The following is a 24,506-nucleotide window of genomic DNA, read 5'->3' as shown; positions in this document are numbered from 1 at the left end:
CATCCTCGCCCAGGCCGAAAAAACCCCAACCACCCAGATCGACGCAACCGAACGCACCGTCGCGCAACTCACAAACGTCATGGGTATCGTCCTCACCAAATGCCGATACCCAGACACACAAGAAAAATATGATGCCAAACGGGCCTGACAAACCCAAGGGGGCGTCAGCCCGGACGTGCCGGGTTGAGCGTGCGCGGGCCGGTCGGAGCGGGCCAACGTCCTGAGGCGCACAAAGCGACAGGCTGCACGCAAGACTTTGCGCGCGCCTGCTCCCGCTCAGAAGTCCAGGTTTTCCACGTTCAGCGCGTTCTGCTGGATGAACTCGCGCCGGGGTTCCACCACGTCACCCATCAGCTTGGTGAAGATGTCGTCGGCTTCGGCGAGGTCGTCGATCTTCACCTGCAGCAGCGTGCGCGCCTCGGGGTCGAGCGTGGTTTCCCAGAGCTGTTCCGGGTTCATCTCGCCCAGGCCCTTGTAGCGTTGCAGGCTCAGGCCCTTCTCGCCCTCGGCGAGGATGGCCGTCAGCAGTTCCACCGGGCCGTGGATCGGCTGGTCGCGATCTTTCCGCACCAGCCGCGCCGGGGTGCCATAGACATCCCTCAGGGCACCGGTATGGGTCGCCAGTCGGCGCGCCTCACCCGAGCGCAGCACATGGCCGTCGAGGGTGCGCACCTCTTCCACCCCGCGCAGCACGCGCGCGAACCGCAAGCCGTGGTCCTGGGTCGGGCGGCCGTGCCAGCCGCGCTCATATTCCAGCGCAATCAGATCGAGCCGCCGCGCCACCTCGTCGGCCACCCCCTGCGCGTCCTGGTCCACCCGGCCGGGCAGCAGGGCGCCCGCGATGGCGGCCTGTTCAAGGATGTGCTGGGGGTAATGCGTCGGGAAGGCCTGCAGGATGCGGCGCACCACGCGGGCCTCTTCGACCACGCGGGCAAGGTCGGCGCCGACGATTTCCTCGCCCGAGCCAAGCCGCAGCATGGCGCCATCGACACCCATCTGGATCAGGTATTCCTCCAGTGCCGCCTGGTCCTTCAGGTAGACCTCGGACTTGCCGCGCGCCACCTTGTAGAGAGGCGGTTGGGCGATGTAGAGGAAACCGCCGTCGATGATCTGCGGCATCTGGCGGAAGAAGAAGGTCAGCAGCAGCGTGCGGATGTGGGCGCCGTCCACGTCGGCGTCGGTCATGATGATGATCTTGTGGTAGCGCAGCTTGCCGATGTCGAACTCGTCGCGGCCGATCCCGGTGCCAAGCGCGGTGATCAGCGTGCCGACGGTTTCCGACGACAGCATCCGGTCGAAACGCGCGCGTTCGACATTGAGGATCTTGCCCCTGAGCGGCAGCACCGCCTGGTTCTTGCGCGCGCGCCCCTGCTTGGCCGAGCCGCCGGCGCTGTCGCCCTCGACGATGAACATCTCGGACAGGGCAGGGTCTTTTTCCTGACAGTCGGCCAGCTTGCCCGGAAGGCTCGCGACGTCCATCGCCGTCTTGCGGCGGGTCAGATCGCGGGCCTTGCGCGCCGCCTCGCGGGCCAGCGCGGCCTCCACGATCTTGCCGACGATCTGGCGGGTGGGGCCGGGATTTTCCGCAAACCACTCGCCCAGCTTTTCGTTCACCAGGTTCTCGACCGCCGGGCGCACCTCGGACGAGACCAGCTTGTCCTTGGTCTGGCTGGAGAATTTCGGATCCGGCACCTTCACCGACAAGACGCAGGTCAGCCCTTCGCGGGCGTCGTCGCCGGTGAACTCGATCTTTTCCTTCTTGGCGATGCCCGAGGATTGCGCATAGGCGTTGATCGTGCGCGTCAGCGCGCCACGGAACCCCGCCAGGTGGGTGCCGCCATCCCGTTGCGGAATATTGTTTGTGAACGGAAGTACGGTTTCGTGGTAGCTGTCGTTCCACCACATCGCAACTTCGACGGTGATCCCGGCCCGCTCGCCGAGAATGTAGATCGGTTCGGGCATCACCGGGGTCTTCGAGCGATCGAGGTAGCGCACGAATTCGCGCACGCCGCCGACATAGTTCAGCTCGGTCCGCAGCGGCTCGGCCGGGCGTTCATCCTCCAGCACGATCTTCACGCCAGAATTCAGGAACGCCAGTTCACGAAGCCGGTTTTCCAACGTCTTGTAAACGTAATCGAGGTTCGAGAAGGTCTTGGTCGAGGCAAGAAACCGAACTTCCGTTCCCTTTCGACCATGCGCGTCGCCAATCACCCGCAGGTGTTCAACCGTGTCGCCGTGCTCGAAGCGGGCGAAATGTTCCTTGCCGTTGCGCCAGACGCGCAACTCCAGCCACTCTGAAAGCGCATTCACGACCGAGACGCCGACCCCGTGCAGACCGCCCGAGACCTTGTAGCTGTTCTGGTCGAATTTGCCGCCGGCATGCAACTGGGTCATGATGACTTCGGCCGCCGAAACGCCCTCTTCGGCATGGATGTCGGTCGGAATGCCGCGGCCGTTGTCGCTTACCGAAACCGAGTTGTCGGCGTGAATTTTCACCATCACTTCGGTCGCGTGGCCCGCCAGCGCCTCGTCGATGCCGTTGTCGACGACCTCGTACACCATATGGTGCAGACCCGAGCCGTCGTCGGTATCGCCGATATACATTCCAGGGCGTTTGCGAACCGCCTCCAACCCCCTGAGAACCTTGATGGAATCGGCGCCATATGCGTCGACGGCCTGCTCGTGTTCGGTCATTCGGACCTTCCTTGGAAATCAGCCCGCTTTATAGGCGGTCGACGCGGGAATGTCACGCTGTCCACCCGGATTTAGTGGTCAGATCAGGGCAATAACCACGCCAACCACGATCAGCAGCGCCCCGGCCGTCAGGTTCACGCGGCGCAGCACGGCGGGCGAGGTCAGGCGCGCGCGCACGTGGGCCACAGTGAAGGCGGTCAGCAGGTTTCCGGCCAGCGGAATGGTCATCGACAGGGCGATGATGACCGCGATGTCGGGCAGGGTGACGCGCGCCAGATCGAAGAACCCCGGCAGCACGCCCATGTAGAACAGGATCGCCTTCGGATTGCCGAGGATGGCCGCGACGCCCGCCGAAAAGCCCGCCCAGCGGCCGGGCCGGGTCAGCCGCCCGTCGGCATTGATCGGGCGCCCGGCATGGGCGAGCAGCCCGGCCCCCATCAGCGCAAAGACCGCCGCGGCGACCCAGCGCAACAGACCCATCAGATGCGCCTGGTCACCGACCACTGCCGTCAGCCCGAAAATCGCCACCAGCGGCCAGACCACATCGCCGATCGTGACCCCCGCCGCCAGCGGCCAGGCCGAGGCGAAACCGCCCGTCAGTGCCCGCGCCGCAAGCGCGACGAATACCGGGCCGGGCGTGACCCACAGGATCAGCAACGCCCCGGAATAGAGCGCCAGTTGCGCGAATGTGACCGTCATCGTGGCCTGCGTCCCCCGGATGTCCGCCCGTTCATTCCGGCGCCGCCGCGTCGCCCGGCAGCGTCAGGCTGCCATCCGCCGCAAGCGGCCAGAAAGGGTTCATCGCGAGTTCCCAGACATGCCCGTCGAGGTCGGCGTAATAGCCGGAATAACCGCCCCAGAACACCTTTTCCGGCCGCTTCAGCGCCGTCGCACCCGCACCGAGCGCCAGTGCATAGGCGTCATCCACCTCGGCCACGGTCGCGAAATTCTGGGCCAGGGTCATCGCGCCGGTCCCGAGCGAAGCGCCGGCCCGCCCCTGATCGGCGGCAAGATCGGCAAGGCCGAACAGCCCCAGAACCGCACCGTGCATCTGGTAGAAGGTCACGCCCTCGGGCGAGGCTACCGGGCGCCAGCCAAGCGCCGCATAGAACGCCCGCGCCCGGTCCAGATCGGCCACGCCCAGCGTGATCAGCGTCACCCGTTGCGGGGTCATGGCAGTTCTCCTTCTTGTAGCGCCGACAGTCCGGCGGCTTCGCTCACGATGAACCCCTGCGCGCGGCCCGCAAGCCCCTCGAACAACTCTGCGCCCGTCCCGGTCATGAAAGCCTGCGCCCCGAGCGCGCAGATTTCATCGTAGAGCGCGGCGCGGCGGCCGGCATCCAGATGCGCGGCCACCTCGTCCAGCAGCAGGATCGGTGGCGCGCCGAAATCCTGCGCCAACGCCCGCGCATTGGCCAGGATCAGCGAGATCAGCAGCGCCTTCTGCTCGCCGGTGGAACACTGATCGGCGGCGATCCCCTTGGCGGCGTAGGTGGCCAGCAGGTCCGCCCGGTGCGGCCCTGCCAGCGTTCGGCCTGCCGCCATGTCGCGCCGCCGTCCGGCCGCCCACAGCGCCGCGAGGCCGACTGCCGCCCCCGGGAGCGGATCCTCGGGATCGGTCAGCGTCAGGTCGGCCCGCGGAAAGGCGGTCTCGGCCCCATCCTGCGCCAGCGCGATCCGCGCGATCGTGCGTGCCCGCGCCGCGATGATCGCTGCCCCCGTCTCGGCCATCTGCGCCTCCAGTGCGCCATACCACGCCGGATCGCCGACCGCGTCGCGCAACAAGCGGTTACGTTCGCGCATCGCCTTTTCGTAGCCGAGCGTTTGTTCGGCATGGCCCGGTTCAAAGCTCATCGCCATCCGGTCCAGGAACCGCCGCCGCCCGTCGGCCCCCTCTTGCCAGAGCCGGTCCATCACCGGCACCAGCCACAAGACCCGCGCGATATGGCCCAGCATCACCTGCGTCGCGGTCTTGCCGTCGATGCGCACCTGCCGCCCCGCCCCCGGCTCGGCCCAGGTCTCGACCTCATGCACCTGCCAGAGGCTTTTCAGAACCGCCGACACCTTCCAGCCCACCCCTTCCGGCCGCCGCGCGATTTCTTCCGCCGCGGCCCGGCGCAACCCGCGGCCGGGCGACAGCAGCGACACCGCCTCAAGGATGTTGGTCTTGCCCGCCCCGTTCGGCCCCCAGATCGCCACCGGCCGCCCGTCCAGCGCCAATCGCGCCGCGCGATGCGAGCGGAAATGGGAAAGGGTCAACTCAAGGACGGCAAGATTGCCCACGCCCTGGCTTTCATCTTGGGTCAAATATCCTGCGGCTGTCCTGGGGTGCAAAACCCCCGGCGCCGTCAGACACGCATCGGCATCACGACATAGACCGCCGAAGTGTCGTTGCCCTCGCGCATCAGAGTCGGATCGCCGGAGGAGTTGAACAGGAACACGGCGTTCTCGCGGTCTACCTGGCTGGCGATTTCCAGCAGATATTTCGCGTTGAAGCCGATCTCCAGCCGATCATCGGAATAGGCCACGGCCAGTTCCTCCTCGGCGGCGCCGCTGTCGGGGGCGTTCACCGACAGGACCAGCCGGTCCTCGTCAAGGCTCAGCTTCACCGCGCGCGAGCGTTCCGACGACACCGTGGCGACCCGGTCCACGGCCCTGGCGAACTCGGCCGCATCAACCTCCAGCCGCCGCGTGTTCGCGGTCGGAATGACCCGCGTGTAGTCCGGGAAGGTGCCGTCGATCACCTTCGAGGTCAGCGTGATCTGCGGCGTGGCGAACCGCACCTTGGTCTCGCTGACCGAAACGGCGATCTGCTGGTCGTCGTCGTCCAGGAGCTTGCGCATCTCGCCCACGGTCTTGCGCGGCACGATCACGCCCGGCATCCCCGCCGCGCCCGCGGGCAAGGGCGCGTCGATCCGGGCAAGGCGGTGGCCGTCGGTCGCCACGCAGCGCAGAACCGGGCCATCCTCGCCGGTCGCCACATGCATGTAGACCCCGTTGAGGTAATACCGCGTTTCTTCGGTCGAAATCGCGAACTTGGACTTGTCGAACAGCCGCCGCAGCACCGGCGCGGGGGCCGAGAAGTTCGAGGCATATTCCGAGGTCGCCATCACCGGGAAATCCTCGCGCGGCAAGGTGGCAAGGTTGAAGGTCGACCGCCCGGCCTGCACAGTCAGCCGCCCCGAGGCGCCATCGTCGGACAGGAGCACCAGCGCGCCATCGGGCAGCTTGCGCACGATCTCGTGCAGCATCACCGCCGAGACGGTGGTCGCGCCTGCCCGCTCGACGACCGCCGGGGCCTTGTCGACCACTTCGATGTCAAGGTCGGTGGCGCGGAAGCTTGCCGTATTGCCTTCGGCCTCGATCAGCACGTTGGCAAGGATCGGAATGGTATTGCGCCGCTCGACAACCGATTGGGCCTGGGCGACGGCCTTGAGTAGCGCGCCACGCTCGATGCTGATCTTCATTCCCTCATACCTTTCGTCGCGCGACACCGCCGCAGAGGCCGCGGGCGTTTCCCGCGACTGTCCGAGACTTTGCCGGGGGCGTCAAGTGCCGCCCCTGCCGTTCAGCTTTCCAGCAGGCGCCGCAGCAATTGCAGATCCTCGGCCATCTGGCTGTCTTGCGCCATCAATTCCTCGATCCGGCGCACGCCATGCATGATCGTGGTGTGGTCGCGCCCGCCGAACCGGCGGCCGATCTCGGGCAGACTGCGCGGCGTCAGTTGCTTGGCCAGATACATCGCGATCTGCCGCGGCCGGGCGATGGTGCGCACCCGCTTCGGGCCGATCATGTCCGACAGCCGCACGTTGTAATGTTCGGCCACCTTGCGCTGAATCTCCTCGATCGTGACCTTGCGATCCGAGATGCGCAGAATGTCGGCCAGACAGTCCTGTGCGAGATCAAGCGTGATCTCGCGCCCCACGAGGCTTGCGAAGGCGAACAGGCGGGTCAGCGCACCCTCCAGCACCCGGACATTGGTGGTGATCCGGTGGGCGAGGAATTCCAGCACCCCATCGGCCAGCACCAGACCCGTGTATTGCTGGCGGTAGAATTCGGCCTTCTGTTGCAGGATGCCCAGCCGCAGTTCGTAATCGGTCGGGTGCAGGTCGACGACCAGCCCGCATTGCAACCGGCTCTTGATGCGGTCCTCAAGGTCCTTGATCTCGCCCGGGGCGCGGTCGGCGGAAATCACGATCTGCTTGTTCTGGTCCACCAGCGCGTTGAAGGTGTGGAAAAACTCTTCCTGCGTGCTGTCCTTGCCGGCGATGAACTGCACGTCATCGACCATCAGCACGTCGACTGAACGGAACATTTCCTTGAAATCCATGATCTGGCGCTCGCGCAGCGCCTGGACGAATCGATACATGAACTGTTCGGCCGACAGATAGAGCACGCGCAGGTTCGATTTGCGGCTTTGCATCTCGTTGGCGATGGCATGCATCAGGTGGGTCTTGCCGAGCCCGACGCCGCCATACAGAAACAGCGGGTTGAAGCTGACCGGCCCGCCCTCGGCCACGCGGCGCGCGGCGGCATGGGCCAGTTCGTTCGGCTTTCCCACCACGAAAGTGTCGAAGGTGAAGCGGGAATCCAGCGGCGCGCTCAGCGTTTCGCCGTCGTCGCCTGACCGGGCCGTGGCGCGTTTGGCCGCGACGGGGGACGGCGACCGCACGGGACGGACCGCAGGTTGATGGACAATGAACTCCAGCCGGTCAACCGCCTCGCCGCCAGTACGGACAAGGTGCTGGCGAATCAGGTCGGCAAAGTTCCGTTCCACCCAGGTCGCGAAGAAGCTGGTCGGGGCATTGAACCGGGCGACGCCCTCGCTCAGTTCGGTGAACTGGAGCGGCTCGATCCAGGTGGTGTAATTGCTTCGGCCCACGGCCTTGAGAAGTTCATCGCGCACTTGCCCCCAGGTTTCTTCGGTCATTCGTCCAGACTCGCTTTGTCACACGTGTTCTTTGTCTGTTTCACCAGGGTGCGCGCAACATATCCCGGCCACTCGTCCAACTCCTGTTTCCGATCGCAAACCGCAAACGACATGCCCCGGATGCGCAGCGACCCGGTTCCCGTCGTCATTGGTCTGGTGCGTCCCCGATCGAAAAGCGCACCTCGGGCGGAGCTCGGACTCCGCTCAAGGCACTCTCCCGCGGGAGGCACGACATGGAAGATCATAGAAATACGTCCGATGCTGGGCATGCCCGGCACCGGTGATTCCAAATCGGAAGAGCGCCGAACCCCTTCGACGCGTCGTCCCGTTTTCACGTGGCGGTTGTTCAGGCCCGTTACGCACAACCCGCTTGGCAGCAGAGGTCGCGCGCTCAGATCTGCCCGTCCACGTCATGTCCCCCAAGGCGATCAGACTCGCCCTGTGAAGCTAGCAAGCGGCGTCGCACCGGCGCAACAGAACTTCGCGCTTGACTCGACTTCGCCAGATCGAATCCCGAAGGCCGTGCAAAAAAGGCACGATTGGCCGCGGCGCCTGGGCCGGAAACCACGAAGGGCGCATCGTTTCCGATGCGCCCTTCGTTGAGTATCGTTTATTTTCAGCGTGTTACGCGGAAAGCGCCTTAACACGAGACGACAGGCGCGACATTTTGCGCGCCACGGTGTTCTTGTGCAGCACACCCTTGGTCACGCCACGCGCCAGTTCCGGCTGGACCGTCCGCAGGGCTTCCGATGCAACCTTTGCATCGCCGGAAGCCAGGGCTTCCTCGACCTTGCGCAGGAACGTGCGGATCCGCGAGCGGCGAGCCTTGTTCACGGCATAGCGCGCTTCGCTCTGACGTGCGCGTTTCTTGGACTGAGGCGTATTGGCCATGTGTTCGAGTTCCGATTTCGGTACGGGTAAATCTGAAGTCGCGCTTCTATGGGCGACTCGGCGCCAAGTCAACTGCCTGGGCGCAGGATTTTCACACGGGCGTCACATCCGCTCAGCGGTCGCGGAACTGCGCGGGCCGCTTTTCGAGGAAGGCGGCCATGCCTTCCTTCTGATCCTCGGTCGAGAAAAGCGCGTTGAACAGCCGCCGTTCGAACAGAATCCCCTCGCGCAACGGCGTCTCGTAGCTGCGATTCACCGCCTCTTTCGCCGCTTTCACCGCGATGGCGGATTTCGCCGCGATGGATCTTGCCACGGCCATCGCCTCGTCGACCAGGTTCTCGGCCGGAACCACCCGACTGACGAGGCCCGCGCGTTCCGCCTCGGCCGCGTCCATCAAGCGGCCGGTCAGATGCATCTCCATCGCCTTGGACTTGCCGACGATTCGGGTCAGCCGCTGGGTGCCGCCAATGCCCGCGATGACCCCCAGGTTGATCTCGGGCTGACCGAACTTCGCGGTCTCGGCGGCGATGATGAAATCGCAGATCATCGCCAGTTCGCAGCCACCGCCCAAGGCATAGCCCGCGACGGCCGCGATGATCGGCTTGCGGACGCGCAGGATCGCCTCGGTCTCGGCGGCGAACAGATCTTGCGTGAACACGTCGACGAAGCCCCTGCCCGCCATTTCCTTGATGTCGGCCCCGGCGGCAAAGGCCCTTTCCGACCCGGTCAGCACGATGCAGCGCACGGCCCCATCGGCCTCGGCTGCGGTCAGCGCCACGGCAAGCTCGGCCATCAGTTGCGCATTCAGCGCGTTCAACGCCTTCGGCCGGTTCAGGCGGATCAGCGCGACTCCCTCGGCGATTTCGACAATCAGCGTGTCATAGGTCATCGCGCCCTCCTTTGGCTTTGGCGCCTGCATAACAGGCGGACTTGGGCGTTCAAGTCACCTCTGGCAGAGCGGGCAATAGTAGGTCGACCGGCCCGACTGCACGATTCGCGCGATATGGCCGGTGCAACCCGGCGTCGGGCAGGGTTGCCCCTCGCGGTCATAGACGCGGAAAGCGTGCTGGAAATAGCCCAGTTCCCCATCCGCCTGCCGGTAATCGCGCAAACTCGACCCGCCCGCCTCGATCGCCTCGGCCAGCACCTGGCGGATGATCGGCACCAGACGTGCCACCCGTTCGGCCGAAATGCGCCCCGCCTTGCGCCGCGGGTCGATCCCGGCGCGGTGCAGCACCTCGCACACATAGATGTTGCCCAGCCCCGCGACCACCGACTGATCCAGCAGCGCGGCCTTGATCGGCGTGGCCCGGCCCGTCAGCCGCGCAACCAGATAGGGTTCCGAGAAATCGTTGCCGAACGGCTCGGGCCCCAGCCCGGCCAGCAGCGGATGCGCCTCGGCGCCCGCCGTCGGCATCAGGTCCATCGCGCCAAACCGGCGCGCATCGTTGAAGGTGACGCGGGCGCCACCCTCCATATCCAGCACGACATGGTCGTGCTTCGCCGGTGCCGGGTGGTCGTGGTGAAACGCCCCCGGCATCTGCCCCGAGATCAGCATCCGCCCCGACATGCCAAGATGGATCAGCAGCGTCTCGCCGCTCGAAAGGTCCGCCAGGAGGTATTTCGACCGGCGCCGCAACCGCTCGACCCGTGCGCCGGTCAACCGCTCGGCCATCCGCGCGGGGAAAGGCCAGCGCAGATCGGGGCGGCGGACGTCGGCGTGCAGGATCACGCGACCCACCATCGCAGGCTCCAGCCCCCGGCGCACGGTCTCGACTTCGGGCAATTCGGGCATGGCATCCCCTGCGGCGCAGCGCGCATTGTAACCCGGCGCGGGCGGCCTATAAGAAGGGCACGTTCAGAAGACGGCAAGGGCCGATGACCGACGATACCGCAAAGACGACCCATTTCGGCTTCCAGACCGTTGCCGAGGACCAGAAAGCCGGGATGGTGCACGGGGTTTTCACCCGCGTGGCCTCGAAATACGACGTCATGAACGACGTGATGTCGGGCGGCGTTCACCGGTTGTGGAAAGACGCGATGATGGACTGGCTGGCGCCCCGGCCCGGTCAGAAGCTGCTCGACGTCGCGGGGGGAACCGGCGACGTGGCCTTCCGCTTCCTCAAGCGCGCGCCCGGCGCAACCGCCACCGTGCTCGACATGACCGAGTCCATGCTGGTCGCCGGGCGCCAGCGCGCCGAGGCCGAACAGATGGCGGGCAGCCTGGACTGGATCGCGGGCGACGCGATGGCCCTGCCCTTCGCCGCCAACACCTTCGATGTCTACACGATCAGTTTCGGCATCCGGAACGTGACCCGCATCCCCGACGCGCTGGCCGAGGCCTACCGCGTGCTGCGCCCCGGCGGGCGGCTGATGGTGCTGGAGTTCAGCCAGTTGCCCAACCCGGCGATGCAATGGGCCTATGACCGCTACTCCTTCAACGTCATCCCGGTGATGGGCCAGATCGTGGCGGGCGACCGTGACAGCTATCAATATCTGGTGGAATCGATCCGCAAATTCCCCGATCAGGAGACCTTCGCCGCGATGATCCGCACCGCCGGATTCGACCAGGTGAAGTATCGCAACCTGACAATGGGCGTCGCCGCCCTGCATTCGGGCTGGAAGCTCTAGGTGCGCGGCCCCCACAACATCTGGCGGCTGGTCCGCACCGGCGCCACATTGGAACGCACCGGGGCGATGGGCGTCGTGCTGGCGGCGATGAACGCCCCGCCACGCCTGCGGCTGGTCGCCCGCGTGCTGGGCTGGCCGTTCAAGTGGCTCGGCCTGCAGGGCGATCTGTCACTGCCGCCGGCAACGCGCGCGCTGACCGCGCTCGGCCCGGCCTACATCAAGTTCGGTCAGATCCTCTCCACCCGCCCGGATGTCGTGGGCGACGTGCTGGCCGATCAGTTGCGCTATCTGCAGGACAAGCTGCCGCCCTTCCCGATCGCCATCGCCAAGGCGACAATCGAGGCCGAGTTGGGGCTGTCGGTGGACTCGGTCTTCAGCGCGTTTTCCGAACCCGTTGCGGCCGCGTCCATCGCGCAGGTCCACCGCGCGCGTCTGGCCGAGGACGGGCGCGAGGTCGCGGTGAAGGTGCTGCGGCCGGGCATCGAGCGAGCCTTCCGGCGTGATATCGACGCCTTCTACCTTGCCGCCTCGATCATCGAGATGCTCTCGCCCGCCTCGCGCCGCCTGCGCCCCACCGACGTCATCGCGCATTTCGAGGGCGTGGTGATGGGTGAACTCGATCTGCGGCTGGAAAGCGCCGCCGCCTCGGAATTCGCCGCGAACACGGCGAAAGACGAGGGGTTCCGCGTCCCCGAGCCGGTCTGGGAGCTGTCGTCCCGGCAGGTGATGACGATGAGCTGGGCCGAGGGGGCCCCGATCGGCGACAATGACGCGCTCGACGCCGCCGGGCTCGACCGCGCCAGGATCGCCGAGCGGGTGCTGACGCTCTTCCTCAGCCATGCGCTGCGTGACGGCTACTTTCACGCCGACATGCATCAGGGCAACATGAAGGTGGCCGCGAACGGCGACATCATCGCCTACGATTTCGGCATCATGGGGCGGATCGACGAGTACACCCGCCGCGTCTATGCCGAGATTCTGTTCGGCTTCATCCGCAAGGATTACCACCGCGTCGCCGAGGTGCATTTCGAGGCGGGCTATGTGCCCGCCGACCGCAACGTGGACGAATTCGCCCGCGCCCTGCGCGTGGTGGGCGAGCCGATCTTCGGCATGGACGCCACCCGCATCTCGATGGCGCGGCTGCTGGCCTACCTGTTCGAGGTCACCGAACGCTTCGGCATGGAAACCCGGACCGAACTGATCCTGCTCCAGCGCACGATGGTGGTGGTCGAGGGCGTTGCCCGCTCGCTGCATCCGCACATCAACATCTGGGAAGTGGCCCGCCCGATCGTCGAGGGCTACATCCGCGAAAACGTGGGGCCGCGCGCGGCGCTGCGCGACCTGATGCGCACCGCGCGGGTGCTCGCGCGCTTTGGCCCGAAGCTGCCGCGGCTGGTCGAGGCGCAACTGATCCGCCAGGCGGCACCCCCGCCGCCGCCGCCCGCCCCTGCCCGCCTGCCCCCGATCCTGTGGATGCTGGCGGGCGCGCTCGCAACCGGCGCTGGCGTCTGGATCGGCACGCAGCTCTGACGCGGTTCAGTTCGCCGCCCGCAGTGCGGTGACCGACGCGGCATCGACCTGCGCGCCGCCGTCGAGCACCAGAACCGCGCCGTTTGCGCCGGTCTGTGCCTCGGCGATGCGCGCATAGCTTTCGACCGGATCGGTGCCGATCAACGTGCCCTTCGCATAATTCTCCAACGCAAACGTGTAATTGCCGTTGGGCAGCGTCGCGCCGTCGGCGCCCTTGCCGTTCCACTGGAAGGTGCCGCTGGAAACTGGCAGGGCCTGACTGGCCACCTGCTTGCCACTGCCGTCCGTCACAATCAGCACCGTCGCGTCGGCCCCGACCTCGGGCGACGGCGCCAGGGTGACCGGGCTTCCGGTGAAGGCCGTGGGGGCGGTCACGCGCGCCTCCATCCCGACCCATCCGGCCAGTTGCGACATCCCCATCGACCCGAACTGACCGCTGAGGCCCCGGAGAATCTGGTTGGTCTGGGTCTGCTGCTCGACCCCCGAAAAAGTCGCCAACTGGACGGCAAGCCCCGATGAATCGGTCGGGTTCATCGGGTCCTGGTTCTTCAACTGCGTCGTCAGCATGGTCAGGAACATGTTGAAATTGGCGTTGATCGCAGGTGCGGCGGCGGGCGTCGCGGCGGGTGTCGTGGTGACTGGGGTCGGCGAAGCGGTGACGGCGGTCGTCATGCAGGTTTCCTTTCAAAGGCGAAGGTCGAGGCCCTCGGCCGGGACAGTCACGGCCGACCGGTGGAACCCCGGGGCAAAGGCCGCCTCGGGGGCAGGGGCGCTTGGCGGGAGGGGTGAAAGTGAGCGCGGGGGGGGCTCCGACCCGCCACCGCCAAAGGCAAAACTCGTGTGTGCATAGCCGAGATCGCGGAAATCCTGGGCCAGCATGTCGATGTTGCGGCGCAGAAGGTCGAGCGTCTCGGCGCGGTCGGCATGGACGGTCACGGTCATGCGGCCGTCGCTGCCCTGCAGCGTCAGGCGAATCCGCCCCAGCTCCTCCGGTGCGAGGGTCAGTTCCACCCCGTGACGGTCGGCCATTTCCGCCTGCCCGGCGACCTTGTCCGCAAGGGCGCGCAGGGTCGCCGAAAGCGAGTCGCCAGGCGGGGAGGGCATCGCGGCGGGCGTGGTTCCGGGCCCGGCGGGCGGAAGATCGGGCGCCGACGCGCCAGGATGGCCGTGAATGCCCGGCAGCGTCAGCGGGTCGGAAAGCCCGGCCGATGCCGCGGTCTTGTCGCGTCCGTGTGGCGCGTCGTCGGGCGTGGTCGGGCCGATGCTGAACGGGCCAGCGCTTTGCGTCGGATCTCTTGCTCCCGCTTGCGAGGGGCCTGCGGCAGGGTCGCCCCCCTCAGCGTCCGCGTTCCCCGCTGCGCCCGCCCGATCATCCGCCCGCGGGACAATGTCTGCCGCCGCTGCGGATTGGCCAGCCGACGCGGCGGACGCCGCCTCATTTCCGTCAACCGCCGTGGATCCGGCCCCGCCAACCACCGTTGCAAGAGACGCGACCACGCGCAGCCTGATGTCCCTCGGCAGGGAGGGTCGGCCGTCCAGCGGGCCTGCGCTGGCGTCGCTTGCTGCCTTGGGGGCAGAGAAAGGTGCCCTCGGCCAGGGCGCCTTTTCTGCCGTCTTTGCCTCGTGCGCGCCCGCGATCCGGTCACTGGCGTTCTGAGGGTTTTCCGGCGAGGCAGGGTCGCCAAGGGGGGCGACAGCCGCCGCACGCGGGGCTGAAGCCTGTGCCGCCGATGGTGCGAGGGTCTCTGCCCCGCTCAGGCCGATCCCGCCGGCATTGACCTGTCCTTCCGTCATGGCACCCCCAGGGCCGACGGCGAAAGGTGAGGCGTTTTCGCGGGTTGCCGAAGGCGTCAGGTCAGTCGCCCCGGCCAGTTGGGCCGTCCCTTCGAACCCCGTTCCGGTCACGCCCGGCGATTCGGCGACCTGCGCCCCGTCCCTTGCGGGCGCCATCACCGGTGGAGGCGCCAGGGGAACCGGATTGCCGACTCCGGCATCGTCCGCTGTTTCATCGGGCGCCGCCGCCCGTTCCCGCCGGGCCCCGGAATTGCCGACAGACCCCGGCGTTCCGGCCGTGTCAGACCCTGCCCTGTCTGGATTCGCGGGCCCATCGTCCGCCGGTGTCGCCGCGCCGTCCGGCCTCCCCTGAGGGCCGGACGGGCGCGCCGGGGGCACCTCGGACGCCACCGCCATCGCGGAAAGCACACGGCGGAACGCAGCATTACCCGGCCCGGCAAGGCGCGGATGCGGATAGGTCCTGGGGGACGGATGGTCGGGCGATCTGCTTACAGGTATCATGGCCTTCGCGACGTCTGCCGGTTCGCCGACACTATCGCCGCGAGAGGTTACCCGTTGTTTACCGGTCGCGGCGCAATCTGGCCCCGATGCAAAGCGAGCCGGAGCCGATGATTGACCCGATGACCCCCAAGCCCCCCACCGTTCCCCTCGGGCCGGACAAGACGGCCGCGCTGCACAAGGCGGCGCAGGCGCTCGAGGCCTCGTTCCTGGCCGAGATGCTGAAATTCGCCGGGACCGACAAGCCCCCGGCAAGCTTCGGCGGCGGCATTGGCGAAGAGCAGTTCGGCTCTTTCCTGCGGCAGGCCGAGGCCGACGCGATGGTCCGGCACGGCGGGATCGGTCTGGCGGAAAAGCTCTTCGAGGCATTGAAGGAGCGGGCGGATGGTTCGGGCTGACCCCTCTTCCAGTCTCCACGCCCTGATGGCGCTGCTTGATGCCGAGGTCGATGTGCTCCGGCGGTTCGACTTCTCGGACCTCGACGCCATTGCCAGGCGGAAGGCGGACCTGCTCGACGCGCTCGTGGCCGCGCCGCCGCCGGATCCGATCGCGCTGGAGCGCCTGCGGGCCTGCGCGCGGCGCAACGCCATTCTGCTGCAGGCGGCGGGTCGGGGGGTCCGGTCTGCCCGTCGGCGGATGGCGGAATTGCGGCGCGCGGTGGCGCCGGAGACTTACGACGCGCGCGGCCACCGCTATGGTCTCGGCCCCGCAGCCGGAACGATCGAACGCCGCTCGTAACGACGGATTCGTTCAAATGCCGCGCAAGTCGGCGGCCGCACTTAGGGAAGCCTTAGCAGTTCGGCCGCATCACTGGCCTCGCATCCGATCCCGGATGGCGCGGCAGGGGTGACACCCACCGCAACGGTCAGAATGCCAATCCCGCCGCGACCGCGGCCCGACCAAACCCGGCGCAAAAGCACCGACAGTCCAAAGGAACATACCATGTCTTCGATTCTGACCAACTCCAGTGCGATGGTTGCGCTGCAATCGCTGAAGAGCATCAACGATCAGCTCAACGGCGTGCAGAACCAGATCTCGACCGGGAAATCCGTCTCGAGCGCCATCGACAACGCCGCCGTCTGGGCCATCTCGACGCAGATGAACTCCGACGTCACCGGGTTCATGGGCATCTCGAACAGCCTGTCGCTCGGCAACTCCACCGTCACCGTCGCCAACCAGGCCTCGACCTCGGTCACCGACCTGCTGACGCAGATGAAGACGAAGATCATTGCGGCGCAGGATGGCAACGCCGACCGGACCACCCTGAACAACGACATCACCGCCCTCAAGAGCCAGATCGGCCAGGTCGTGGGCGCGGCGCAGTTCAACGGCGTCAACCTGGTGGACGGCTCCCAGGGCGCCTCGATCAACGTCCTTTCGGCGCTGGACCGCGATACCTCGGGCGCCATCACTGCGGCCTATATCGCGGTGTCCACGGCCGACCTGTCGACCGGCGGTTACGCGGCAAAGGCGGTGTTCGACGTCACCAACGGATCGGGGGTGTCGGCGGCCGGCGACACTGCGGGCTTCACGCTTGACGGAACCGCGGGCGGTGGCAGCACGACCACGGGCGTGATCCAGATCGACAACACGGACCCGCTGGCCGCGGGCGACCAGGTCTCGGTCGCCATTGGCGGCAAGACGGCGACCTATACGGTGTCGGCGGCCGACGCCAGCGCCACCTCGGTCTCCGACATGGTGGCGGTCGGGTTGAAGAACTCGATCGACAAGCTCGGCATCGCGGGTCTGACCGTCGATTTCTCCGACGACGGGACGAACCCTGGCACGTTGACCTTCACGAACGCGGGCGCCAACGATCTGAACGTCGGCGCGCAGTTCAAGAACGCCGGGGCGGGCGGTCTGTCGGCGATGTCGGGGATCAACGTGTCCAATGCGGCCGGGGCCACGTCGGCACTCGCCACGATCGAGACGCTGCTGAATACCGCGATCAACGCGACCGCCTCGTTCGGGTCGTCCAGCACGCAGATCACCTCACAGTCCACCTTTGTGTCGAACCTGACCGACAAGCTCAAGACCGGGATCGGCTCGCTCGTCGATGCGGACATGGAGGCCGCCTCGGCCCGCCTGCAGGCGCTTCAGGTCCAGCAGCAGCTTGGCACGCAGGCACTGTCGATCGCGAACAAGGCGCCGCAGAACCTGCTGTCGCTCTTCCGCTGAGCGGTCTTGGCCGGGGCGCCCTCGGGGTGCCTCGGTCCCCGGCGGACCTGCGTCCGCCTGACCCGCCCCGCCATCGGAAGGACACGACATGAACGCTCTCGACCTCGCCAAGACTGCCTATGCCACCGCCAGCACCCCGCTGCGCACTGCCCGCGGGATGGAATACGAGGTGATCGCGCAGATCACCCGGCGCCTGCGCGCGACCGAGCGCCGCCGCGAAGAGGCGTTTCCGGCTTTCGCCGAAGCCCTGCACGACAACCTCCGGCTCTGGACGACGCTCGCCAGCGACGTCGCCGACCCCGAGAACCGCCTGTCGCCCGCGTTGCGCGCGCGCATCTTCTACCTTTACGAATTCACCACGCGGCAGAGTCGACAGGTGCTGGGCACCGGAGCGGGGATCGACGTCCTCGTCGACATCAACACCGCGGTGATGCGCGGTCTTCGCGGCGGGGGGGAAGAGGCATGACCGGCCTCGTCCTCAAGCTCGCCCCGAAGGAACGGGTGCTGATCAACGGTGCCGTCGTCGAGAATGGCGACCGGCGCTCGCGCCTGTCGATCATGACGCCGAATGCGCATATCCTGCGGCTCCGCGATGCGATCCACCCCGAAGAGGTCTCCACGCCGGTGCGACGGGTCTGCTACATCGCCCAGCTTGTCCTGTCCGGCGATGCCGCCGCATCAGACACGAGGATGCAACTCTTGCGCGGCATCGAGCAACTCAGCCAGGTGCTGACCGACCCTGACAGCCGGGCACAGCTTGCGCTTGCCACGGCGGCGGTGCTGGAAGACCAGCACTATCAGGCCCTGAAGTGCTTGCGCAGCCTTCTTCCGCGCGAGGAGCGGCTCTTCGCTGCGGGCCCGCAATGAGCTTTCAACCGGTTCTCCCGATGGGCGGCTACGCCGGCTGGCAGTTCCTGACCCGGACGCTCGCCAGCCAGCAGACCGCCTTCGACGCCGCACCCGTGCAGCAGCGCGACACCGACCATTTCGCCGCGACCATCGGCAAGATCACGACCGTCGATCAGCTCATGGCGGACCCGAAACTGCTCAAGGTCGCCCTCGGAGCCTTCGGCCTGGGCGCCCAGACCGGCAGCAGCGCCCTGATCCGAAAGGTGCTGTCGGATGGCATCACAAGCGCCACCGCGTTGGCCAACAAGCTCAGCGACAAGCGCTACCTCGCGCTTGCGCAGGCCTTCAACTTCGGTGACGGCGGCACGCCGAACACGCAAGGCCCCGGCTTCGCGGCGAAGATCGTCAAAGCCTACCAGGCCCAGCAGTTCCAGACCGCCATCGGCCAACAGGACGTCAACCTGCAACTTGCCCTCCAGATGCAGACCGGCCTTGCCAACCTCGCCTCCGGCAGCGCGTCCGAGGCGGCGAAATGGTATACCGTGATGGGAACGCCCGCGATGCGCACCGTCTTCCAGACCGCGCTCGGGCTGCCGTCCAGCTTCGTCTCGCTCGACATCGACCACCAGCTTCAGGTGTTCGAGGAAAAGGCGCAGCAGGCCTTTGGCGACAAATCGGTCTCGCAGTTCTCCGACCCTGCGAAGATCGACGATCTGGTGAAGCGTTTCCTCGTCCGCAGCGATGTGCAGGGTGCCACGCAAGGCACGGCCGCTTCGATTGCGTTGCAGCTTCTCGGCGGGGGCGACGGCACCACTTCTGTCGGCCTGTCAACCACGGGCTCTGCGAGTTCCTTGCTGTCGCTCTTCGCCTGACGCCCGCGCCGACGGCGACGGCGATCATCCGATGCGCCGACAGGGCGAAGGGGCAACCCGCAGGGCGTCGACGCCGGCCACCCTGCCCCTGAATCTGGCGGACTCCGGGCCGCTCTTCGCGCACGCGCCGATATCGGGCGGCGCGCCCTGCGGATCGCGGGCCGCAAGGCCGAAACCGTTCAGCCCGGCCGCCGTGAATTGGCGAGACAGGCCGCCAGGCGCCGGAAGCTCTTGGCGGTATCGGCGGACTCATCCTCGGCAAGGAAGGCATCCAGCCCCGGCCAGACCCGGATTGCCGCGTCGATCAGCGGGTCTGACCCTGCGGCATAGAGCCCGGCCTGGATCATCAGTTCCGCCCGGTCGTAGGCACCCAGCAGGCGGCGCGCCTCGGCGATCAGCGCGTTCTCCTCAGCGTTCGCAGCCTCCGGCAGGCTGCGCGACACCGAGCGCAGCACGTCGATCGCCGGATAACGGCCGCGCTCGGCGATGCGCCGGTCCATCACGACATGGCCATCGAGCGCGCCGCGCAGGATATCGGCAACCGGTTCCTCCATGTCAGAGCCCGCGACGAGAACCGAGAAAACCGCCGTGATATCGCCCGCCCCCTCGGGCCCCGGCCCGGCGCGTTCGGCCAGCGCCATGATCATGTGGGCCGTAGATGGCGGATAGCCGCGCAGGCTCGCCTCTTCTCCCGCGGCCAGCGCAACCTCGCGATGCGCCTCGGCGAAGCGGGTCACCGAATCGGCGAGCAGGAGCACATGCGCGCCGAGATCGCGAAAGTGCTCCGCCACCGCCATCGCCGCCCAGGCGCAGCGGCGACGCACCAGCGGCGACTGGTCCGAGGTCGCGGTGACGATCACCGACCGCGCCATCCCCTCCGGACCCAGCACGCGCTCGGTGAACTCCCTGAGTTCGCGCCCCCGTTCACCGATCAGCGCGATCACCACGACATCGGCGGTAACGCCGCGTGCGAATTTCGCCAGCAGCGACGATTTGCCGACCCCGGAGCCCGCGAAAAGCCCGATGCGCTGCCCGCGAACCAGTGGAAGGAGCGTGTTGAACACGGCCACGCCGGTTTCGAGCCGCCCTCCCAGCCGACGGCGACGGGCGGCCGGGGGGGCCGCGGCGCGCAGGGCCCGCGGCACCGGGCCGGGCAGCAGGGGACGACCGTCCAGCGCGCGACCGAACGGGTCGACGATCCGCCCGATCCAACTGAGGTCCGGCGCGATTTCGCTGCGCCCGGCCAGCTCGACCCGAGTACCGATGGCGAGGCCCTCGACCGAATCATCGGGCAGAACGGTCACCCCGTCGGCGGCGAGCCGCAACACCTCGCCCCCGATATCCGGCCCGGCCGCGCGCCGGATCGTGACCCGGTCGCCCAGCGATGCCGCATCCGTCAGCCCGGAAACGCGCAAGGTGCCGCGCCCGACCTCGACGATGCGACCAACGCGGGCCACCGGCCGCAGCGCCTCGACCACGGCCTGCAGAGCGTCAAAACCGATATCGCGCATTTTCCGAACCTCCCGATCGCTTCTTACCGTTTCTAAAGGAATCAGCATTAAGCCTTGGTGAAATGGTTCGTGGGAGAAGCCCCGATGTTTGAAAACCTTGATGTGCTCCGGATGGCGGGCGGGCTGGCCAGCAATGCGGCCGCGCGCCAGTCCGCAACCGCGCGCAACGTCGCCAATGCCAATACGCCGGGCTACAAGGCGCTCGACGTGCCGACCTTCGCCGCAACCTACCGCCAGAGCGACGGGTTTTCCCCCCGCGCGACCCAGCCGGGGCATTTCACCACCGCGGGGACTGGCGCCGACGCGACCCCCAGACCGCGCACGAAACCCGGAACCGAGTCACCCGACGGCAATACCGTCGCGCTTGAATCCGAACTGGTCGCCGGGGCAGAGGCGAAGCAGCAGCACGACATGGCGATCGCGATCTATCGCAGCAGCACCAACTTGCTGCGGCTCTCCCTCGGCGTGGCGAGGTAGGGGCGGGCGATGGCGGATCTGCTCAGCTCTCTTTCGGTCTCGGCCAGTGGCATGGATGCGCAATCCATGCGGCTGCGCCACATTTCCGAGAACATCGCGAACGCCGACACCCCCGGCTATCACCGCAAGGTCATCGCCTTCCTGCCGCAGGTGGTCGATGGCCAGAAGACCGATGGCGTCACGCCCGGCCCGGTGACGCTGGATCAGGCCACGCTGAAGCAAGTCTACGACCCCGGCAACCCATTGTCGGATTCCACCGGCCACTACGATGGATCGAACGTCGATCTGGTGGTCGAGATCGCGGACGCCCGCGAAGCCCAGCGCAGCTACGAGGCGAACCTCCGAATGTTCGATCAGGCGCGCCAAATGGCGTCGAACCTGCTCGATCTGCTGCGCCATTGAGGAAGACCCAGAATGGACATCCGCTCCCTGCTTGCTACCCGTAGCTATACCGACGCGAAACCCGCGACGGCGCCCGGCCCGCAAGGGCCTTCGGCGGGCCAGAGTTTCGCCGACCTTGCCAACAGCGTCGTCGATACGCTGCGCACCGGCGAGGATACCGCCAAGGCGGCGATGGTCGGCAAGGCCGATCCGCACGCCCTGGTTCAGGCGCTCGCCCAGTCCGAGCTTGCGGTGGAAACCGCCGTCACCGTGCGCGACCGCGTGGTGGAGGCCTATCAGGAAATCCTGCGGATGCCGGTATGACCATGACCGAACCGATGATCGACGACACGCTGCGCGAGGCGCTCTGGATCGCGGTGAAGATCTCGGCGCCCATCCTCGCCGTGGCGCTGATCGCAGGCGTCGTGGTCGGCCTGTTCCAGGCCTTGACCTCGGTGCAGGAGCCCACGCTGACCTTCGTGCCCAAGGTCGGCCTGATGCTGGCCGTGTTCTGGGCCTCGATGAGCTTCATGACCGCGACCCTGACCGGCTTCTTCACCGGAACCATCATCCCCCTGATCGCCGGAGGCTGACGATGGACAATACCGTCTACACCACGCTGACCCGCCAATCCGGCCTGATGGATCAGATGGAGGCGATCGCGAACAACATCGCCAACCTTTCCACCACCGGCTTCCGGCGCGAGGGCGTGATCTTCTCGGAATACGTGCAGCGCCTTGACGGGGCCGAGCCCTCGCTGTCGATGGCGACCGCCAATACCCGCGCGATCGACCTCAGCCCCGGCACACTCAGCCGGACGGGCGGGCGCTATGATCTTGCCGTCGAAGGAGACGGATTCTTCCTGCTCGACACGCCGAACGGCCAGCGGCTGACCCGCGCGGGCAGCTTCACGGCCAACGCCGACGGCGTGATCGTCGATGCCGCCGGCAACCCGCTGCTCGACAACGGCGGCACGCCGATCACCGTTCCGCCGGGCGTGCAGTCGGTGTCGGTCGGCGCCGACGGAACGCTATCGGCGGATGGCGCGCCGGTGGCGCAGGTGGGTCTTTACGAGCCGGTCGACCCCACCGACCTGGCGCACCGGTCCGGGACCGCCTTCAGCACACAGAACGGCGTCAGGCCCGCCACCGTTCCCGGCAGCATCCGGCAGGGCTACCTTGAAGAGTCGAACGTGAACCCGATCACCGAGGTCGCCCGGATGGTCGAGGTGCAGCGCGCCTACGAGATGGGCCAGAGCTTTCTCGACAACGAGGATCAGCGCATCCGCGGCGCGATCCAGACCCTCGGCAAGCAGGAGTAACCGATGCGCGCCCTACAGATCGCCGCCAGCGGCATGAGTGCCCAGCAGATGCGGGTCGAGGTGGTTTCCAACAACCTCGCCAACATGTCGACCACCGGCTACAACGCGCGCCGCGCCGAATTCGCCGATCTCGACTATCAGGACGTCGCCCAGCCCGGCACGGTGACGGCCGCGAACGGCACCGTGCTGCCCACCGGCGTGCAGCTTGGCCTTGGCGTGCGGCCCTCCTCGGTCGCCGTCACGCTGTCGCAGGGCTCGCTCAGCCAGACCGGGGGCGATCTCGATCTGGCCATCGACGGGCGCGGCTATCTGGAGGTGACGCTGCCCGACGGCACCTCGGCCTATACGCGCGACGGCGGGCTGAAACGCTCGCCGACCGGCGAGATCGTGTCTGCCGACGGCAACACGGTGGTGCCCGGCATCACCATTCCCGCCACCGCCACGAGCCTGTCGATCAATGCCTCCGGCGAGGTCTACGCCTATTTCGCCGGCCAGGTGCAGCCGCAGCAGATCGGCCAGCTCACGCTGGCAGGCTTCACCAACGAAGAGGGGTTGCAGGCGACCGGCTCGAACCTTTTCGTCGAGACCCCCGCCTCGGGGCCCGCGCAGGTTGCCGCGCCGGGCGAGAACGGGCTTGGCACCCTGCGTCAGGGCTATCTGGAGGACAGTTCGGTGGATTCGGTGCGGGAAGTGACCGAACTGATCACCGCGCAGCGCGGCTACGAGATGAACGCGAAGGTGATCACCGCAGCCGACCAGATGCTGCAGGCCACGACGCAGGTGCGGTAATGTGGCGACCCGCCCTCCTTGCGCTTCTGGCCGCCCCGGCCGCGGCCGACACGGTGATTGCCGCCCATACGCTGCGGGCGCAGTCGGTGATCGGGGCGGACGACCTGTCCTCGATCACGGCGGCCGTGCCGGGGGCGCTGACCGACCCTGCCCAAGCCATCGGCCGCGAGGCCCGCGTGGCGCTTTACGCCGGGCGCCCGATCCAGCCCGGCGACATCGGCCCGCCCGCCCTTGTCGACCGCAACCAACTGGTCTCGCTGATCTTTCGCAGCGGCGGGTTGAACATCCTGGCCGAAGGACGCGCGCTCGCCCGCGGCGGGGCGGGGGATACGATCCGGGTGATGAACACCGCCTCGCACAGCACGGTGACCGGGGTCGTGGCGCCGGACGGCACGGTTGTCGTCGGGGGGGCACCATGACGGGCGCGCGGTTCCGGCGGGTCGCCCTTCTGCTGTGTGCTGTCGCCGTCGCAGGCTGCGCGCGGCTCGGCGAGGTCGGCAAGGCCCCCGATTTCTCGCCACCCGTCGGGAATGACGGGCGTTTTGCCACCGCCGACTACCCGATGCCCGACACCCCCCCATCGGCCGGCAGTGCCGAGACGGCATCCCTCTGGTCAGGTGAGCGCAAATCGCTGTTCGGCGATCGCCGGGCCGGCCACCGCGGCGACATCCTGACCGTCGTGATCCAGATCGACGACAGCGCGCAGATGTCGAACACCTCGGGGCGAACGCGCGCTGGCAGTGACAAGATGGGCATCCCCTCGCTCTTCGGCATCCCGCAACGGATCGACCGTCACTTGCCGACCGGCGCCACGATGGCCGAAGCCGTCTCGACGAACTCGGCCAGTTCCTATCAGGGCAGCGGAACGATCCAGCGCAACGAAAAGCTGACGTTGCGGGTCGCAGCGACGGTGATCGAGGAACTGGCGAACGGCATCCTGCGCCTTGCGGGAACCCAGGAGGTGCGGGTGAACAACGAACTTCGCGAACTGACCGTCACCGGCTACGTGCGGCCGGAGGACATTACCCGCCAGAACGAGGTGACCTACGACAAGATCGCCGGGGCACGCATCTCCTACGGCGGGCGCGGCCAGATCACCGATGTGCAGCAGCCGCGGTACGGTCAGCAGATCGCCGACGTCCTGCTGCCGTTCTGAGGAG

Annotated in this window: 28 protein-coding genes; 16 read left to right on the top strand and 12 right to left on the bottom strand. The window is 67.3% G+C overall.

Features of this window, described 5'->3' with window-relative positions; genetic code table 11:
• Positions 1-276: 276 nt before the first annotated feature.
• The 9 genes from gyrB to mutM form a co-directional block, all read right to left on the bottom strand.
• Positions 277-2,694 carry a DNA topoisomerase (ATP-hydrolyzing) subunit B gene (gyrB, locus tag AC11WY_RS04945; protein ID WP_482923146.1) on the bottom strand — a complete coding sequence of 806 codons (2,418 nt, stop codon included), beginning with the start codon at positions 2,692-2,694 and terminating at the stop codon, positions 277-279.
• A 78-nt stretch (positions 2,695-2,772) separates the two neighbouring features.
• Positions 2,773-3,393, bottom strand: a complete 621-nt coding sequence (locus tag AC11WY_RS04940) for a LysE family translocator (protein WP_482923144.1) — start codon at positions 3,391-3,393, stop codon at positions 2,773-2,775.
• A 31-nt stretch (positions 3,394-3,424) separates the two neighbouring features.
• Positions 3,425-3,868: a VOC family protein gene (locus tag AC11WY_RS04935; protein ID WP_482923142.1), complete on the bottom strand. Its 444-nt coding sequence runs from the start codon at positions 3,866-3,868 to the stop codon at positions 3,425-3,427.
• Positions 3,865-4,977 (bottom strand): DNA replication/repair protein RecF, encoded by a 1,113-nt coding sequence (gene recF / locus AC11WY_RS04930; RefSeq protein ID WP_482923154.1) that lies wholly within the window; start codon positions 4,975-4,977, stop codon positions 3,865-3,867. The genes AC11WY_RS04935 and recF overlap by 4 nt, the downstream gene beginning before the upstream one ends.
• A gap of 65 nt (positions 4,978-5,042) precedes the next feature.
• A complete protein-coding gene (gene dnaN, locus AC11WY_RS04925; protein ID WP_482923140.1) occupies positions 5,043-6,161 on the bottom strand; it encodes a DNA polymerase III subunit beta in 1,119 nt (372 codons plus the stop codon).
• Positions 6,162-6,262: 101 nt separating this feature from the next.
• On the bottom strand, positions 6,263-7,624 hold the full coding sequence (gene dnaA, locus AC11WY_RS04920; protein WP_482923138.1) for a chromosomal replication initiator protein DnaA: 1,362 nt from the start codon (positions 7,622-7,624) through the stop codon (positions 6,263-6,265).
• 624 nt (positions 7,625-8,248) lie between these two features.
• The gene (rpsT, locus tag AC11WY_RS04915) at positions 8,249-8,515 is read right to left on the bottom strand and encodes a 30S ribosomal protein S20 (RefSeq protein WP_482923136.1); all 267 of its coding nucleotides are present in this window, start codon (positions 8,513-8,515) and stop codon (positions 8,249-8,251) included.
• A 112-nt stretch (positions 8,516-8,627) separates the two neighbouring features.
• Positions 8,628-9,404, bottom strand: a complete 777-nt coding sequence (locus tag AC11WY_RS04910) for an enoyl-CoA hydratase (protein WP_482923134.1) — start codon at positions 9,402-9,404, stop codon at positions 8,628-8,630.
• A 54-nt stretch (positions 9,405-9,458) separates the two neighbouring features.
• On the bottom strand, positions 9,459-10,310 hold the full coding sequence (mutM, locus tag AC11WY_RS04905) for a bifunctional DNA-formamidopyrimidine glycosylase/DNA-(apurinic or apyrimidinic site) lyase (RefSeq protein ID WP_482923132.1): 852 nt from the start codon (positions 10,308-10,310) through the stop codon (positions 9,459-9,461).
• A gap of 83 nt (positions 10,311-10,393) precedes the next feature.
• Between mutM and ubiE the strand changes: the two genes are divergently transcribed.
• Complete coding sequence (gene ubiE / locus AC11WY_RS04900) at positions 10,394-11,146, top strand: bifunctional demethylmenaquinone methyltransferase/2-methoxy-6-polyprenyl-1,4-benzoquinol methylase UbiE (protein ID WP_482923130.1); 753 nt, start codon at positions 10,394-10,396, stop codon at positions 11,144-11,146.
• Complete coding sequence (gene ubiB / locus AC11WY_RS04895) at positions 11,147-12,676, top strand: 2-polyprenylphenol 6-hydroxylase (RefSeq protein WP_482923128.1); 1,530 nt, start codon at positions 11,147-11,149, stop codon at positions 12,674-12,676.
• Between the two features lie 6 nt (positions 12,677-12,682).
• Here ubiB and AC11WY_RS04890 read toward each other — a convergent pair whose 3' ends face one another.
• On the bottom strand, positions 12,683-13,348 hold the full coding sequence (locus AC11WY_RS04890; RefSeq protein WP_482923126.1) for a flagellar hook capping FlgD N-terminal domain-containing protein: 666 nt from the start codon (positions 13,346-13,348) through the stop codon (positions 12,683-12,685).
• A gap of 12 nt (positions 13,349-13,360) precedes the next feature.
• Positions 13,361-13,780, bottom strand: coding sequence for a flagellar hook-length control protein FliK (locus AC11WY_RS04885; protein ID WP_482923124.1), 420 nt, complete (start codon positions 13,778-13,780; stop codon positions 13,361-13,363).
• Positions 13,781-15,090: 1,310 nt separating this feature from the next.
• On the opposite strand from AC11WY_RS04885, the gene AC11WY_RS04880 reads away from it, so the two are divergent.
• From AC11WY_RS04880 to AC11WY_RS04855, 6 genes are all read left to right on the top strand, one after another.
• Complete coding sequence (locus AC11WY_RS04880) at positions 15,091-15,366, top strand: rod-binding protein (RefSeq protein WP_482923122.1); 276 nt, start codon at positions 15,091-15,093, stop codon at positions 15,364-15,366.
• Positions 15,367-15,391: 25 nt separating this feature from the next.
• Positions 15,392-15,706: a hypothetical protein gene (locus tag AC11WY_RS04875; protein ID WP_482923120.1), complete on the top strand. Its 315-nt coding sequence runs from the start codon at positions 15,392-15,394 to the stop codon at positions 15,704-15,706.
• 204 nt (positions 15,707-15,910) lie between these two features.
• Positions 15,911-17,146: a flagellin N-terminal helical domain-containing protein gene (locus AC11WY_RS04870; RefSeq protein ID WP_482923118.1), complete on the top strand. Its 1,236-nt coding sequence runs from the start codon at positions 15,911-15,913 to the stop codon at positions 17,144-17,146.
• Between the two features lie 88 nt (positions 17,147-17,234).
• A complete protein-coding gene (flaF, locus tag AC11WY_RS04865; RefSeq protein ID WP_482923116.1) occupies positions 17,235-17,612 on the top strand; it encodes a flagellar biosynthesis regulator FlaF in 378 nt (125 codons plus the stop codon).
• Positions 17,609-18,013 carry a flagellar biosynthesis repressor FlbT gene (flbT, locus tag AC11WY_RS04860; RefSeq protein WP_482923114.1) on the top strand — a complete coding sequence of 135 codons (405 nt, stop codon included), beginning with the start codon at positions 17,609-17,611 and terminating at the stop codon, positions 18,011-18,013. Before flaF ends, flbT begins: the two co-directional genes overlap by 4 nt.
• 20 nt (positions 18,014-18,033) lie before the next feature.
• On the top strand, positions 18,034-18,867 hold the full coding sequence (locus AC11WY_RS04855; protein ID WP_482923112.1) for a DUF1217 domain-containing protein: 834 nt from the start codon (positions 18,034-18,036) through the stop codon (positions 18,865-18,867).
• A gap of 179 nt (positions 18,868-19,046) precedes the next feature.
• On the opposite strand, the gene AC11WY_RS04850 is transcribed toward AC11WY_RS04855, so the two are convergent.
• Positions 19,047-20,378: a FliI/YscN family ATPase gene (locus AC11WY_RS04850; RefSeq protein ID WP_482923110.1), complete on the bottom strand. Its 1,332-nt coding sequence runs from the start codon at positions 20,376-20,378 to the stop codon at positions 19,047-19,049.
• A gap of 84 nt (positions 20,379-20,462) precedes the next feature.
• Here AC11WY_RS04850 and AC11WY_RS04845 point away from each other — a divergent pair, with 84 nt between their 5' ends.
• The 8 genes from AC11WY_RS04845 to flgH are packed head-to-tail and all read left to right on the top strand — an operon-like array spanning position 20,463 to position 24,502.
• The gene (locus AC11WY_RS04845) at positions 20,463-20,855 is read left to right on the top strand and encodes a FlgB family protein (RefSeq protein ID WP_482923108.1); all 393 of its coding nucleotides are present in this window, start codon (positions 20,463-20,465) and stop codon (positions 20,853-20,855) included.
• Between the two features lie 9 nt (positions 20,856-20,864).
• Positions 20,865-21,257 carry a flagellar basal body rod protein FlgC gene (flgC, locus tag AC11WY_RS04840; protein WP_482923106.1) on the top strand — a complete coding sequence of 131 codons (393 nt, stop codon included), beginning with the start codon at positions 20,865-20,867 and terminating at the stop codon, positions 21,255-21,257.
• A gap of 12 nt (positions 21,258-21,269) precedes the next feature.
• Entirely contained in the window at positions 21,270-21,560 is a 291-nt protein-coding gene (gene fliE, locus AC11WY_RS04835) for a flagellar hook-basal body complex protein FliE (RefSeq protein WP_482923104.1), read from the top strand.
• Positions 21,561-21,562: 2 nt separating this feature from the next.
• On the top strand, positions 21,563-21,829 hold the full coding sequence (locus AC11WY_RS04830) for a flagellar biosynthetic protein FliQ (RefSeq protein WP_482923152.1): 267 nt from the start codon (positions 21,563-21,565) through the stop codon (positions 21,827-21,829).
• 2 nt (positions 21,830-21,831) lie between these two features.
• On the top strand, positions 21,832-22,557 hold the full coding sequence (locus AC11WY_RS04825) for a flagellar hook-basal body complex protein (protein ID WP_482923102.1): 726 nt from the start codon (positions 21,832-21,834) through the stop codon (positions 22,555-22,557).
• 3 nt (positions 22,558-22,560) lie between these two features.
• Positions 22,561-23,346, top strand: a complete 786-nt coding sequence (gene flgG, locus AC11WY_RS04820) for a flagellar basal-body rod protein FlgG (RefSeq protein WP_482923101.1) — start codon at positions 22,561-22,563, stop codon at positions 23,344-23,346.
• Positions 23,346-23,765: a flagellar basal body P-ring formation chaperone FlgA gene (flgA, locus tag AC11WY_RS04815; protein WP_482923099.1), complete on the top strand. Its 420-nt coding sequence runs from the start codon at positions 23,346-23,348 to the stop codon at positions 23,763-23,765. Before flgG ends, flgA begins: the two co-directional genes overlap by 1 nt.
• Positions 23,762-24,502, top strand: a complete 741-nt coding sequence (gene flgH / locus AC11WY_RS04810) for a flagellar basal body L-ring protein FlgH (RefSeq protein ID WP_482923097.1) — start codon at positions 23,762-23,764, stop codon at positions 24,500-24,502. Before flgA ends, flgH begins: the two co-directional genes overlap by 4 nt.
• Positions 24,503-24,506: the final 4 nt, after the last annotated feature.

The organism is Solirhodobacter sp. (assembly GCF_964715405.1).
This window is presented reverse-complemented; position numbering and strand designations above follow the sequence as displayed.